Genomic DNA, 13812 nt, shown 5'->3' with positions numbered 1-13812 from the left:
TCTATTAGCGGAATCTAACTAAAAACTTGTTGAAAAGGAAGTTAGGTGGGGAAATTGTTAGAACTAAAAGGTAACTTGTTTGAAGTTATGAAGGAAATTAGAGATGAGTTAGGTTCACCTAATGATTTAACAATTAGAGAAGTTGCTCTTGCTGGTAGCATTACACGTTGTGCGGTTGTTTTTTTATGTGGATTGACAGATAAGGATAATGTTTATAAATATGTAGTTCGTACACTTCAATATGAAGAAATACCAAATGAAGCAGCTGTGGTTCAGACATTATTGGATCGTTTTATTTCTATTGCAGAAGTCGGTAGGAAGACAACTTTTCCAGATATTATAAATGCGGTTTTAGCAGGGGATACAGTCATATTAATTGATAATATTCAAACGGCTATTGTTGTTAACAGTAGGGCTTGGGAGAAAAGAAGTCTAGAACCGCCAGTGACAGAAGATTTAATACGTGGACCGAGAGTTGGATTAAATGAAGATATTAATGTGAATAAAATGTTAATTCGCCGTGGTTTACGTGATCCGAAGTTACGGTTTCAATCTTATATTATGGGAAAGCGATCGCAGAAAGAAGTAACCCTAGTATATATAGAAGATATTATTAACCCTTACATCGTAAAAGAGCTAGATCGGCGTCTTCAATCAATAGTGACAGATGTCATTTTTGAGACAGGAACGATTGAGCAATTAATTCAAGATAATAATTTGTCGCCGTTTCCGCAGTTTTTAAATACAGAAAGACCAGATAATATAGTGGCTGCATTGGCGAAAGGAAAGGCGGCCATTTTAGTGGACGGATCACCGTTTGCTCTTATAGCTCCACTTGTATTTGTTGATATTTTTCAATCTGTCGAAGATCATTATGAGCGTTGGGTAATTGGAACGTTATTAAGAATTTTACGTATGGGATCAGGTATTGCTGCTGTTTTATTACCTGCCATGTACGTAGCGCTTGTATCGTATCATCAAGGGCTTATCCCATCTAAACTAGCTTATTCTATTGCGGGAGCGAGAGAAGGGGTGCCATTTCCGGCATATATAGAAACATTAATGATGGCATTAACGATGGAATTAATACGAGAAGCCGGGATTAGGCTTCCGAAACCGATGGGGCAAACAATTGGTATCGTAGGTGGTCTTGTAATTGGAGAAGCGGCAGTAAATGCGGGAATTGTAAATCCGTTTTTAGTAATTATTATTGCGGTTACTGCAATTGCTACATTTTCACTTCCTGTATATAGCATTACGATTACGTTTCGGATTTTACTTTTTGTCTTTGTTTTAGCGGCGACTGCTTTTGGGCTATATGGAATTATTTTAGCCCTTATTGCACTTGCGGTTCATATTACAAATTTAAAGAGTGTTGGGGTTCCGTATACAACACCTATTGCTCCTGCTTTTTATAAAGATTGGGAAGAAGAATTGGTTCGCTTACCAAAATCAATGTTAAAAGAGAGACCAGAATATTTACAAACGAAAGACTCTACATTACGTCCAAAGGAGCGAGAGTAATTGAAGACATTTGAATATGGGGATGAAGAAATTGGATCTCGGGAACTTGGTTTTGCGGTATCGTCAACAATTATCGGTATAGGTGCATTATCTATGCCTCGAGATATTGCTACGCAAACTTTATTTTCGGACGGTTGGATTATTTTGCTTTTGGGTGGATTGATATGTGCGGTTTTAGGTTGGTTTGTAACGAGGGTAGCTATTTTATTCCCAAAACAAAACTTTGTTCAATATACAAGTGCACATTTGACGAAGCCTGTTGCATACACAATTAGTAGCATTTTAGTATTAACATTTGCTGCTTTGACCGCATATGAATCGCGAATGATTGCAATTATTTCACAAACATATTTATTTAGTGATACACCAATACAGCTACTCTCTTTCTTCTTCTTATTAGTTGTTATTTATGGAGTAGCAGGATCGAGAGCGGCTTTAGTAAGGTTAAATGTTCTATTCTTACCTATCGTGTTCATTGCGATAGTGTTGCTTTCTTTATTGAATGTGAATTTAATGGAAATAAACAATTTACTACCAGCTTTTCAAACGAACGTAAGTCAATATGCTGTAGGAGTTAAAAATTCTATTTTCACATTTATCGGATTTGAGGTAGCTCTGTTTTATGCTGTGATGTTGAACGATAAGGCAGCGAAAAAAGCGCCAATGGCAGTTGCAAAAGCAGTGATGGTAAATGTGCTGTCATACATTTTAATTTATGTAACTTGTATTAGCGTTTTTTCGTATATGACAACCCGTGGATTGACGTATCCAACAATTGAATTGGGTAAAGAAATTGAAATTGGTGGAGGTTTTTTAGAAAGATTTGATGCCATTTTTTTTACTACTTGGATTATTACTATTTATAACACTACAGCAATGTATTATGACGTCGCATCTTTATTATTTTGTGCTATGTTTCCGAAAGTGAAGAAACATATTTTCATTTTTGTAAGTGCCCCGATTATTTTTATGGCGAATATGATACCTAGTAATTTGAATACTTTGTCAAGTTATGGGACTTATTTAGCTTGGATAGATATGGGTTTTGTCGTGCTAGCGCCTTTGTTAGTTTTTATTGTATATAAAATAAAAAGAAGGAATGGTAGAAATGAAACACCTTCTTAAAATTATAATGGTTATGGTTTTAGCTGGATCTATAAGTGGGTGCTCTGAGCTAGAAGAAATAGAAGAAAGAGGATTTGTAGTAGGCGCAGCTTACGATATTGTGAAGGCAAAGAAATCAAATCCAATTATGAAAGGGACGTATCAGATGGTACTTCCCAGTAAGTTAGCGCAACAAGGTGGCCAAGTAGGTGGAGGTAGTGAAAATTATATTAATGTTAGTGCGAAAGCAGATAGTGTCTTTGAGCAAATACGAATTATTGCTAAAAAAATTAGTCGCTCATTATTCTTTCCGCATATACAAGTGATAATTTTTTCTAAAGATTTACTAGCGAATCCATATGTTTTACAAAATACGTTAGATGTATATATTCGTGATCACGAGATGAGAAGAAATATTCGTTTGTTCGTTTCTAAGAAAAATGCAGAAGCTATTTTAAAGCAGAGTGCCAAGCCTGAGAACTTACCGGCGCAGTATATTGATATGTTAGCTGAGCATCCTCCGAAAAATGCTCAAATGATTGAAGCTGCAAGAATTGGTGAGGTACAGCAAAAAATGATTGCTAACCAAAGTTTCGTATTACCTATTCTCGAACTAACAAAGCAGGGGGTACAAATGAACGGGGCAGCGTTGTTTCGTGGAAAAGATAATAAGTGTGTAGGCAGTTTGAATGGAGAAGAAACATTCGGAATGAATTATGTAATAGGTAAAAAAATTGGAGGGTTCTTTACTATCCGTAAACAAGGTCAGCTTGTTACATACGAAATTCATAAGATGCGCCGAAAGATTAAAGTATCTACGGAAAATGCTACAAAACCGAAGTTTGATATCCATTTATCTTTGGAAGGGACCTTAGCAGAGTTACATTTTAGTGATCATAAACAAATTATGAATGAAAAGCGATTAAAGAAAACCATTGCGGAGGAAATGGAGAAGCGTATCCAAAAATCGATTAAGCTTGTTCAAAAAAAATATAAGGTAGATGTATTAGCGTTAGGAGAAGTATATAAGCGGCATAATTATAAAGAATGGAAGAAGATAGATAAGAATTGGGATCAAGGTGAAAATTATTTTAGTAATGCTGAGGTTACTGTTCATGTTCATCCGACAATTGAGCATTCAGGTTCAGCTTTACCGAAGAGAGTGAAATAAGGTGATTTAAGTTGTTTACTGGACTAGGAATTAGTTGCACGATATTAATGGCGATTCTTCCGGGGACCATATATTTTATTCATAAAAAAATCACAACGTATGGAGCTCAGCCGTGGAAAGATAAAAAGAAACCTGAATGAATTTCAGGTTTCTTTTATGCACAAAGCATATGGTGAAGGGGGATACCTTCTATGTATGCTTTGCTTTTATACAAGACCTAACCAATGTACCAATTGTGTAGAGAGGAATGTAACAACAATGGCAATAACAGTAGGGATTGCAAACGATAAAAATGTCCATTTTGCACTTTTTGTTTCTTTATATATGTTAACTAGTGTTGTTCCGCATGGGAAATGAAGGAGTGAGAACAACATTGTGTTTAACGCTGTTAACCAAGTCCAACCATTTTCTAAGAATAGATTTTTAATTTGATTAAAATCATCTATTTCAGTTAAAGCGCCAGTTGATAAGTAAGACATTAATAAAATCGGGATGACAATTTCATTAGCTGGTAGCCCAAGAATGAATGCAGCTAGAATAAAGCCGTCAAGTCCTAACATTTTAGCGAATGGATCTAGAAAGTTTACAAAATACATAAGTAGGCTTGTGTCACCGATGAAAATATTAGCAAGTAACCAAGTTAATGCAGCTGCAGGGGCAGCTACAACTACAGCTCGTTTTAAAACATATATTGATTTATCGAGTGTTGCACGTACAATTGTATTCCAAATTTTTGGTTTGCGGTATGGCGGTAACTCTAGTGTGTAGTGAGTTGGAACGCCTTTTAAAGCTGTTTTCGATAGTACCCAAGAAACAGTTAATGTCATAATAACACCAATTACAACCATTCCAACTACGACACCTGCAGTAACAAATGTTTGCATACTTCCTGTATAGCCAGCGGCCATAAATAGTGAAGCCATTAAAATTAACATAGGCCAGCGCCCATTACATGGAACGAAGTTGTTTGTTAAGATTGCAAGCATACGTTCACGTGGTGATTCAATAATACGTGTTGACATGATGGCAGCTGCATTACAACCGAATCCCATTGCCATTGTTAAAGATTGCTTGCCATGTGCACCAGATCGTTTGAATAAGCGGTCCATGTTAAATGCGACACGTGGTAAATATCCGTAGTTTTCTAATAGTGCGAACATAGGGAAAAAGATTGCCATTGGTGGTAACATAACGCTTATAACAGCACTGGTACCGCGGAATAAACCAAGTATTAAAATGCCATGTAACCATTCAGGTGCATGCGCTGCTTGGAACCAAGATGTTAAATATCCTTCTATCCAGCCAAAGAACTTAGCGATCATATCAGAAGGTACGTTAGCGCCTGCAATTGTAAGATAAAAAACAATAGATAAAATACCGAGCATAATTGGGAATCCCCAGATTGGAGATGTGAAAATTTTATCTAGTTTTTCAGAACGATACAATTTATCGGTATTTGTATATTGGACAGCTTCTTTACATATACTTGCGGAGGTTCGATAAATATCTCCGACAATATCATCTCGTATATCTTCTTTTGAAAGTGTTTGTGCATGTTGAACAATATAGTCCAGCGGAAGAGCTTTACTGGCTGAGTGAGATTCCATTTATTACGACCTCCCTTACAAGTGGTTCGTTATGATGTTTTTGAAGTGCAGTTAAGAAATTTTTATCTCCATCTAAAATACGTAACGCAATCCAACGTGCTGGATACGTATTGCCGAACACTTTATAAATTTGTGGTTCTAATTCTTGAATCATATTTTCGATTTTTTCATTATAAGTAATTTTAATTGGTGTTGGAATGAGTTTTTTATTTGCTACTTTAGCGATGACATTTAGCAAATGACCAATGCCTACTCGGTTGCGAGCAGAAATCTTCACTACAGGCACACCGAGTGATTTTGCTAATTTCTTTTCGTCAATAATGATTCCTTTTTTCTCGGCTTCATCAATTAAGTTAATACAAATGACCACATCGTTTGTCATTTCCATCACTTGGAGTGCTAAATTTAAATTTCTTTCCATTGCAGTTGCGTCAATAACAACTACAGTTACTTCTGGTTTTTCAAATATAATATAATCTCGTGCGACTTCTTCATCTGCCGAATTTGAATACAGTGAGTAAGTTCCAGGTAAATCTATTATTGTATATATATTTCCACCATGCTTATATTCCCCTTCAGCCTTTAAAACAGTTTTCCCCGTCCAGTTTCCAGTATGTTGTTTTAAGCCTGTTAAAGTATTAAATAATGTACTTTTCCCAGTATTCGGGTTACCAGCTAACGCAATACGATGGTTACTCATCTGAAATCATCTCCTATTAATACCCCGAAAATAAGGGAGCTTTCTTCACTACGCAGTGCAATAGTTGTGTTGCTTACTTGATAAGCGACTGGGTCTCCAAGTGGGCTGCGTTGTAATACTTTAATTGTCGCTCCAGGAAAAAAGCCTAAATCTAATAAACGTCGTTTCATAGTTCCTTCTAATTGTATCTTCTCAATTTGTACAAATTCCCCTGTTCTGAATTCGGAAAGGGGTTTAGTATTAGCCGATACCATAAAAGTTACCTCATCTCTATATTTTTAGTTTTAGTTTAAAAAGTTTCCTTAGGTAAACTTTTTGATACTAATATAGTAGACTACATTTAATGATGCTGTCAATTAGTACTTTAAAAATATTCAAATATTTTTAGAATTGTTCCAATTTATTGAGTTGTCCCGAAAAATATTACTGAAATTCTTCTTAATGTAAATAAAGTAAGAGTGTAAAATTTAAAAAATATAGTGGATTTGTAAATATAGTTTTAACTTAAAGGGCAAAATAAAGAAAAATATTTACATTGGATTTACATTGTTAAGAATAAATTTACAATACTGCGTGTTTAGTGTGGGTTTTGTTGGCTTTTTCAACTGTAAATGTTGGAATGTCTAGCTTTTATGGGATGTTATCTCTATTTACTTAAACTTAAAAATTGCTTAACACTCACATAATATTGTTGTCCTACAATGAATTTGTGTTCGAAAGAAGATGAATTCGAAAAGTGATAATCCAAATGGGGGTACAAGACATGATCATGAAAAAGGGTATTAAATTTTCTTTAGCGGCTTTAGTTGTTGCAGGTGCATTAGTTGGATGTGGAAAAGCAGAAAGTACGGATAATAAGGAAGCTGCTAAAGGTAGCGATGCAAAACAAGAATTATCAGGTACGATTGCAGCGGCTGGCTCTACAGCTCTTCAACCTCTTGCGGAGGAAGCTGGAAAGAAATTCATGGAGAAAAATTCAAAAGTTTCTATTCAAGTTCAAGGTGGCGGTAGTGGAACTGGGATTAACCAAGTAGCATCTGGTGCAGTACAAATTGGTAATTCGGATGTTCCGGCTTCAGATAAAATAAAAGATGCTGAAAAAGCGAAAGAATTAGTAGATAACAAGGTAGCGGGTATCGCATTCGCACTTGTCGTAAATAAAGATGTAAAAGTTGATAACTTAACAGCAAAACAAGTACAAGATATCTTCACTGGAAAAGTGACGAACTGGAAAGAGTTAGGCGGAAAAGATGAAAAAATCAATGTAATTAATCGTCCAGCTTCATCTGGTACACGTGCTACATTTGAAAAAACAGTTATGAAAGAAGCTAAAATTAATGATGGAACTGGTACAACACAAGATTCTAACGGTGCAGTAGAGCAAGCGATTAACTCTACTCCAGGTTCAATCAGCTATTTAGCAATGTCTTACATGGTTGGCGATAAAAAAGGCGCATTGCAAACTGTGAAAATTGATGGTGCTGAACCGAAAGTTGAAAACATCTCTGCTGGTAAATATCCATTCTGGTCTTACGAGTACATGGTAACTAAAGGTGAGGCAAAAGAAGCGACAAAAGCTTACATTGACTATGTAAAAGGTAAAGATTTCGAAAAACAAGTAGAAGATATGGGTTACATCCCAATGTCTAAATTAAATAAGTAATAAAATTTTATGGGGCTGGCTGCAAGGCCAGTCCTGTTCATTTCAATCTATGAAGTGGGGTCTGTCCTGTGATGAAGGGGAAAAAACAAATTAATTACGTAAAGAGTGAATATATAGGTAGATCACTTGTTACGTTTTGCGGTATCTTTATTGTTTTTATTACATTAGCTATTATTGCGTTTATTTGCGGCAAAGGAATTCAATCTTTCACGCAAAGTGGTATCTCATTTTCTGAGGTGTTAACTTCGACAAAATGGAATCCAAATGCTGATCAAGGTACGTATGGTGCTGTCATCTTTATTGTCGGTTCGACGCTTGTGTCGTTAGGTGCTGTTGTCATTAGTGCACCAATTGCTATAGCTCTTGCTATATTCATGAATTTAATTTCGCCGAAGTTTGGGAATAAAGTATTAAAGCCTGTTTTAGAATTATTAGTTGGTATTCCATCAGTTGTATACGGATTATTAGGGGTTACGATCTTGGTTCCTCTATTACGGGATTCGTTCGGTGGAGTGGGATTTAGTTTAATTGCGGGTATTATTGTCCTGAGTATTATGATTTTACCTACTATTGCTAGTATTGCCTCTGATGCAATACGCTCTGTTCCGTTTGATTACTTGGAAGCTTCTTACGGTCTAGGATCGACGAAATGGCAAGCGATTAGCCGAGTTATTGTTCCTGCTGCAAAACAAGGAATTTTAACAGGTATAGTTTTAGGGTTAGCGCGTGCTTTTGGTGAAGCGTTAGCGGTTCAAATGGTAATCGGGAACACGATTAAATTACCGGAAGGAATATATAGTCCAACAGCAACGTTAACAGGTATTCTGACAATGGATATGACGAATACATTGAACGGAACAGCTTGGAACAATGCGCTATGGACGTTAGCAATGATTTTACTTGTTATTTCATTCCTGTTTATTTTAGTAATTCGAGCGATTGGTCAAAGAGGTGAGCGATAATAATGAATGCAAGAACGGTAAATAAAGTTTGGACAGGTATCTTTTATGGGGTTGCAGCTTTAGTTGTAGCTTTGCTGGCTTTTTTAATGTACGAAATTCTGCAAAAGGGATGGGGATTTTGGGATCCTAGTTTCTTATTCGGAGAACCAAGCAATACAAGAGCTGGTGGGGGAATTGGTCCACAGTTATTCAATTCTTTCTACATGCTTGTTATAACACTTATTATATCTATTCCTCTTGGACTAGGGGCTGGAATATATTTAGCGGAGTATGCAAAACAAGGTCGTTTTTTAAGTTTTGTTCGTTTATGTATTGAAACAATGGCGTCTTTACCTTCTATTGTTGTTGGACTATTTGGCTTATTAGTATTTGTTACCATGACAGGCTGGGGATATACAGTAATGGGTGGAGCTCTTGCTTTAACTATTTTGAATTTGCCTGGTTTAACACGTGTTTGTGAAAATGCGATTTCTGAAGTTCCTCATAATGTAAAAGAGGCGAGTCTTGGACTAGGTGCAACGAAATGGCAAACAATTGCCCGCATCATTATCCCGTCTTCGTTACCACAAATCATTACAGGTATTATTTTAGCGGCAGGCCGTATATTCGGTGAAGCTGCGGCGTTAATTTATACAGCGGGTTTAACATCACCTATTTTAAATTCAGCAGCGGACTTCTCGAGCCCCTCGCATCCTTTAAATCCATTTAGACCAGCTGAAACGTTAGCTGTTCACATTTGGAAATTAAACTCTGAAGGGATTATCCCGGATGCGAAGTTAATTGCAACAAAATCCGCAGCTGTATTAATTATTATGGTATTACTCTTTAATATCATTTCTCGTTTCGTAGCATCTGTATTACACAAGCGTTTTACAGGAGCGAAAAAAAGTCGTAAAACGACGAAGAAGGTAAAAGCGGCATAAATGTCCGTAAAAGAACTCTCTGTTTATAAACAGGGAGTTTTTTTACGGACATTTATTAAAATCATTAACGGTAAGAGGGAGTGAATCGACAGTTGTTGGGGGAGTCTCCTATGATATTGAGTGGAAACTGATAGGTTTTTTGTTGGAACAAGAACATAGTGTTATATTAGATAGCTCATGTCTCTATGAGGGGATGCTTGAAAAGGAATAGGTTTATGTCGGAAGTATGGGGCTACACATAAATATATTGAATGTTATCTTAATAATATAGAAGAAATTAATCGTAGGTTACAAACGCGTGAACGTAAGATAAGTCAAATTACAAAAGTAGCATTTCAAAAATGTCTGGCTGGCAGTAAAAGGCCTTTACATGGTGAATATCTTATTGTAGATTCTGGAGAGCCGCTAGAGAAGTATGGTAAAAAAGTGATGGATTATGGATAGGTAGAGGGATAAAAAGGCGTTATCTTCATAATTGAAGATAACGCCTTTTAGTTTAAATATCAGGTGTTTCTGTAGAAGTGCTTATTTTTCTGCGGGAGCGTCTTTTTCTCCCGATTTTATCTAATAGTTCATACATAACGGGAACGACTACTAATGTAAGAACGGTTGAGACTGCCAAACCACCGATTACAACGACGGCCAGACTTTTCGATACCATACTTCCTGCTTGAGATTGCCCGAAGAGGAGTGGTAGCATAGCGACAATTGTTGTTATAGCTGTCATAATAATTGGGCGTAATCTAGTAGATCCTGCTTCTAGTAAGGCTTCTCTGGTTTCCATACCGTTTTCCCGATTTTGTTGCACTCTTTCTATTAATACAATAGCATTTGTAACGACAATCCCGATTAACATTAATGCGCCGATTAATGAATTTACGTCAACAGGTGTTCTTGAAATGATTAATCCTAAAATACCGCCGACAGCAGCTAATGGTAAAGAGAATAAAATCGCGAAAGGAGCACGTGCTTGCCCGAATGTGATAACCATAATTAAATATACAATCCCGATTGCGATCCCCATAATTTTGAATAAATCTGTGAAGTTCTCTTGCATAGATTCAGTAGCGCCTGCGACATTTACTTTTGCTCCGTTAGGTAAATCTAAGTCGGCTATCGCCTTGTTTACTTCTGCGCTTACTTTGCTTAAATCTTCACTTGAAGCTTCTGCGGTAATTTGAATCGTTTCTTTCCCATCTTTATGGAAAATTTCCGTTTGAAGTTGTTTTTCTGAAATAGTTGCAATGTCTTTTAAAGGAATTGGTCCGTTAATAGGTGATAGTATGTTTGTGTTTAAAATATCTTCTTGTTTGTTAATGGATGCCTTTTTATGTTCTATCATAATAGTTGTTTTTTCATTATTGATTGAGATTTCCCTAATAGGAGATTTCTTCATAAGGAATGATACTTGTTGTGCTACTAATTCTGGTGTTAAACCGTGTTGTTCCGCTTTTGTTTGATCGATATGAATTTGCCATTCTTTTTTAGAGTCTTCTATATTTGTTTTTACTTTAGAGAGATCGTCCATACCTTTTAGTTTTGTTTCGACGATGTTAGCGGCCTTTTTTAAATTTGTTTCGTTAGTAGCGGTTACGTTAAATTGTAAGTTGTTTCCGCCTCCAGAGTCAGAGTAACTCGTTTTTATATAATCAAGTTCAGCTGGTTCAAAAGTATTATGATCCTTTTTTAATTCTTTAATATATTGGTCGATATTAGATCCTTTTTTAAAGACTACAAATATAGTTGCAAGATTGTTTTGAGTTGTCTGTCCCCATTGTGCATCTTCTTCGCTAGATCCCATTCGCAAAATAACATCTGTTACATCAGAATTAGAGAGGAGTTTCTTTTCGAAATCAAAGGCTTTTTGTTTTTTAGCTTCAGAATCATAATCACCTGGAAATGTCATGTTAACGGAAAGCATTGTATCGTCTTCAGACTTTATGTTCGCTTTCGGAAGTAGTATGTAGGCTGCAATCGATCCTGCAAATAATAAAAAAGAAGTGAGTAGAATGATAAACTTATGAGAAAGAGCCCACTTTAATGTAGTGACATATCGCGGTGAAGAATGTGAATTGCGACGTTTTGTTTTTTTGAGCAGTAAAAAAGCCATAAGTGGAACGACTGTTAATGCCACAATTAAGGAAGAAAGTATAGAATACACAACTGCTAACACCATAGGTAACATTAGTTTTCCGATTACTCCCGATACGAGACCGATAGGTAAAAAAACGGCGACTGTCGTTAAAGTAGAAGAGGTAATTGCGACGGCGACCTCTTTTGTTGCATCGAGAATAATATCTTTAGAGAAAGATTCTTTTTGTAAACGACGGAAAATATTCTCGATGACAACGATACTATCATCGACGAGACGTCCAACTGCAACGGCTAAGCCACCAAGAGTTAGAATGTTAAGTGTGATGTTAGATTGATGGAGTAAAAATAGTGTTAATAAAATAGATAATGGAATACTAACGACAGCGATGAGTGTTGTTCGGAAGCTGCGTAAAAAGATTAAGATAATGAGAGTTGCAGCAATTGCCCCAAGGATTACTTCTTTTCCCATACTAGTAACAGCATTTTCAACTTGCTCATGAGTTGAAGCTAAAAGTTTAATAGAGAATTGATCTTTATATTGCTTGCTTATATCTTTAATCTTTTTATCAATCTCTTTTCCGATTGCAACCGCATTTTTACTCGGCTCTTTCATGATGATTAATCCTGTTCCTTCTTCCCCGTTTATGTGCGAGATTGTATCGTAATGTTGTTTTAATTCAATTTGAGCAACATCTTGTAATTTTACTTGAGGTGTAACGGTGATATTTTTTATGTCATTTACATTTTTTATATCCCCGATGACACGAAGATTGTATTCTGCCTTATTAACGGTAATTGCTCCGGCTGGAGTGGAAGTTTCTTTTCCTTGTAAAACTGTTAATACTTGCTGTGATGTTACGTTTTTATCTTTTAGTTGGTTAGGATCAAGTACGATGGATAATTCGGAAGTTGATTTTCCGAAAAACATAACATTGGCAACACCATCAATGCTTTCGAGTTGTGGTACGATTTCTTTCTCAATTTGTTTTTCGTCAGCTTTTGAAAATCCGTTTTGCTTCTGGATGGTAATTTGAGCGAGTGGAATCATAGAAGTGTTTAATTGGCTAACAACAGGTTTAGTTACATCTTTAGGTAATTTAATCGTATTAATTGTTTTTTCGACTTCGCGTGCCGCGTCTTTCATATTTGCCTTGGATGTGTATGCAATGTCGATGCGTGATAATCCCTCATGTGTGGAAGAAGTGATGCCATCGATATGTTCTAAATTACGAAATTGTTTTTCAAGGGGGTCAGTTACGTCCTTGGTCATCGTTTCAGCATCGAGCCCTTGAGATAATGTCGTAACAGTTATTGCAGGGTTATCGATGCTTGGTAAAAATTCCATAGGTAATTTAGAGCCGGAATAAACACCGAGTATGGAAATGAGAAAAACCATAATAATAATAGCGGCTCGGTTTTTTAATGAAAATTTTGTTAACCTATCCATAAAATAATTCCTCCATTAGTTTATTTATAGTTTTGTGGGCACTTTCTTACTATATAACAAAAATTGGATATCTTTCATTAATTAAATGTAAAAAAATTCTAACAATAATCTTGATTTAATATTTCGAGGGGAAGTTTGTTATTTGTGGAAGCAAAATTCCTGATTGGAGAGAAAAATCAAGAATTAAAGTTTTGCTCTAGTATAGTGGCCACGTTTTTTGTTACTCTACATTTAAATGATTATTTGTCCTTCTTAAGCAGAACTATGGTAATTATAAAATTAAAAAAGGAGAAGACTAAAGGTTAGGAAGTTATTGTGAAATACTGCCTGGTTGATGATAGTGTATAATAACTTGTATACAATCAAAATGAATGTTTTTAGTAGAAAGGATAAGGGTTCTTTCTATAGAAGAAAGTAGGATAGATAACTTTTTGTATTTTTTTATAAAAAATACTTGTTATTTAAAAACCATGATGGTATATTAATAAACGTCGCTGATGCGGAAACGCAGAAAACGACAAAAAAGAAATTCAAAACATAGTTGACATCGAAAAATGAAGATGTTAATATGATGAAGTCGCTTTTGAAGCGGCAGACAAGTTCTTTGAAAACTGAAC

Annotated in this window: 10 protein-coding genes and 1 pseudogene; 7 read left to right on the top strand and 4 right to left on the bottom strand. The window is 35.8% G+C overall.

Annotated features, from left to right (window positions below; translation table 11 throughout):
• The first annotated feature begins 45 nt into the window (after nt 1–45).
• From gerLA to B5P42_RS16850, 3 genes are read left to right on the top strand one after another with little or no spacing between them, the layout of a single operon-like run.
• Nucleotides 46–1524, top strand: coding sequence for a spore germination protein GerLA (gerLA, locus tag B5P42_RS16860; RefSeq protein ID WP_088031272.1), 1479 nt, complete (start codon nt 46–48; stop codon nt 1522–1524).
• Complete coding sequence (gene gerLB / locus B5P42_RS16855; protein WP_113734731.1) at nt 1525–2649, top strand: spore germination protein GerLB; 1125 nt, start codon at nt 1525–1527, stop codon at nt 2647–2649.
• Nucleotides 2633–3799, top strand: a complete 1167-nt coding sequence (locus B5P42_RS16850; protein WP_113734730.1) for a Ger(x)C family spore germination protein — start codon at nt 2633–2635, stop codon at nt 3797–3799. Before gerLB ends, B5P42_RS16850 begins: the two co-directional genes overlap by 17 nt.
• A 206-nt stretch (nt 3800–4005) precedes the next feature.
• On the opposite strand, the gene B5P42_RS16845 is transcribed toward B5P42_RS16850, so the two are convergent.
• Genes B5P42_RS16845 through B5P42_RS16835 form a run of 3 tightly spaced genes read right to left on the bottom strand, consistent with a single transcriptional unit; the run spans nt 4006 to nt 6360 of the window.
• Nucleotides 4006–5406, bottom strand: a complete 1401-nt coding sequence (locus tag B5P42_RS16845; protein ID WP_113734729.1) for a nucleoside recognition domain-containing protein — start codon at nt 5404–5406, stop codon at nt 4006–4008.
• Entirely contained in the window at nt 5384–6106 is a 723-nt protein-coding gene (locus B5P42_RS16840; RefSeq protein WP_002090874.1) for a FeoB small GTPase domain-containing protein, read from the bottom strand. Before B5P42_RS16840 ends, B5P42_RS16845 begins: the two co-directional genes overlap by 23 nt.
• Nucleotides 6103–6360, bottom strand: coding sequence for a FeoA family protein (locus B5P42_RS16835; RefSeq protein ID WP_002090873.1), 258 nt, complete (start codon nt 6358–6360; stop codon nt 6103–6105). Before B5P42_RS16835 ends, B5P42_RS16840 begins: the two co-directional genes overlap by 4 nt.
• Nucleotides 6361–6869: 509 nt before the next feature.
• Between B5P42_RS16835 and B5P42_RS16830 the strand changes: the two genes are divergently transcribed.
• The 4 genes and pseudogenes from B5P42_RS16830 to B5P42_RS32755 all read left to right on the top strand — a co-directional run.
• Nucleotides 6870–7769 (top strand): phosphate ABC transporter substrate-binding protein PstS family protein, encoded by a 900-nt coding sequence (locus B5P42_RS16830; RefSeq protein WP_002114243.1) that lies wholly within the window; start codon nt 6870–6872, stop codon nt 7767–7769.
• 71 nt (nt 7770–7840) lie between these two features.
• Nucleotides 7841–8731, top strand: coding sequence for a phosphate ABC transporter permease subunit PstC (pstC, locus tag B5P42_RS16825; RefSeq protein WP_002090872.1), 891 nt, complete (start codon nt 7841–7843; stop codon nt 8729–8731).
• A gap of 2 nt (nt 8732–8733) precedes the next feature.
• On the top strand, nt 8734–9654 hold the full coding sequence (pstA, locus tag B5P42_RS16820; RefSeq protein WP_002010630.1) for a phosphate ABC transporter permease PstA: 921 nt from the start codon (nt 8734–8736) through the stop codon (nt 9652–9654).
• Nucleotides 9655–9703: 49 nt separating this feature from the next.
• A pseudogene (locus B5P42_RS32755) lies at nt 9704–10098 on the top strand (P-loop nucleotide/nucleoside kinase family protein); the annotation flags it as partial.
• A 52-nt stretch (nt 10099–10150) separates the two neighbouring features.
• Here B5P42_RS32755 and B5P42_RS16810 read toward each other — a convergent pair.
• Nucleotides 10151–13195, bottom strand: a complete 3045-nt coding sequence (locus B5P42_RS16810; RefSeq protein ID WP_113734728.1) for an efflux RND transporter permease subunit — start codon at nt 13193–13195, stop codon at nt 10151–10153.
• Between the last annotated feature and the right edge of the window lie 617 nt (nt 13196–13812).

Source organism: Bacillus sp. SRB_331 (assembly GCF_003264175.1).
GTDB lineage: Bacteria > Bacillota > Bacilli > Bacillales > Bacillaceae_G > Bacillus_A > Bacillus_A mycoides.
Note: the sequence above shows the minus strand (reverse complement) of the source record. Positions and strands in the feature narration are given on the sequence as shown.